Here is a 911-nt window from a genome sequence, read left to right on the forward strand (position 1 = left end):
GCACGCGCGACTCGGCGTCCCTGAGGATGCGCGCGGCCTCGGCCTCGGCGGCCTCGACGGCGCGCTGCGCCTCCGCCTGGGCGGCCTCGATCTGGGCGTCAAGCGCCTGCTCGCGGCTGGCGAGTTCGCTCAAAATACGACCCTTAGCGTCCAAAATGCTCCTCCTTTCTCCTTACTGCTCGGATTTCGTTGGTCTTCGTGGCTCATGGCGTCCCACCCTCGCGGGTGAGACGCACGAGGGCACGAAGGCCCAATGAGTTATGGGAAAGCAAGGCGTGTGTGGCAGGCCAAGCTCGGGCGCATAGTACCATAACGCCCGTTTAGAGACGCGAGGGACAATCATCCTCTGGGCGCATGGAACGAGCATGAAACGGGGCCACGCGGGGTGAAGTGGGCGATGTGACGAAACGGCGCCCCGGGCCTCGGGACGCCGCCTCTCGAAGGTGCGGGGTTCAGTCGCCGCCGAGGAGCACGGGCGCGCCGATGGTGCCTTCCTCCTCCGTGTAGCCCTGCTCGCGGTGCGCGCTGATGTCGGTTCCGAGGCTCTCCTCGCCGGTGGTCATGCGCAGGGGCATGATCAACCCGACGAGCTTGAGCAGCACGAAGGTGCCGACGCCCGCGAGGGCGATCGTGGCGAGGACGCCGACGGCCTGCGTGCCGAGCTGCGCCCAGTTGCCGTCGAGGACGCCGGAGCCCGCCGCGTTGTAGGCCTTCTGCGCGAAGACGCCCGTGAGGAGCGCGCCGGTGATGCCGCCGACGCCGTGGCAGGCGAACACGTCGAGGGCGTCGTCGGTGCTGACGCGGTGCTTGAGCTGCACGGCCCAGAAGGCGGCGGTCGCGCCGAGCGCGCCGATCGCGAGGGCCGCGAGGGGGCTGACGAAGCCGCAGGCGGGCGTGATCGCGACGAGGCC

The 911-nt window shown here is 69.6% G+C and carries 1 protein-coding gene and 1 pseudogene; both read right to left on the reverse strand.

Annotation, left to right across the window (positions count from 1 at the left end):
* Nucleotides 1-154 (reverse strand): V-type ATPase subunit subunit G family protein (locus tag DEIPI_RS30925; protein ID WP_045234299.1); only part of this gene is annotated, 154 nt, incomplete at its 3' end.
* Nucleotides 155-452: 298 nt separating this feature from the next.
* A pseudogene (locus DEIPI_RS41440) lies at nucleotides 453-911 on the reverse strand (ammonia channel protein); the annotation flags it as partial.

This window comes from Deinococcus pimensis DSM 21231, from assembly GCF_000519345.1.
In the GTDB taxonomy this organism is placed as follows: domain Bacteria; phylum Deinococcota; class Deinococci; order Deinococcales; family Deinococcaceae; genus Deinococcus_A; species Deinococcus_A pimensis.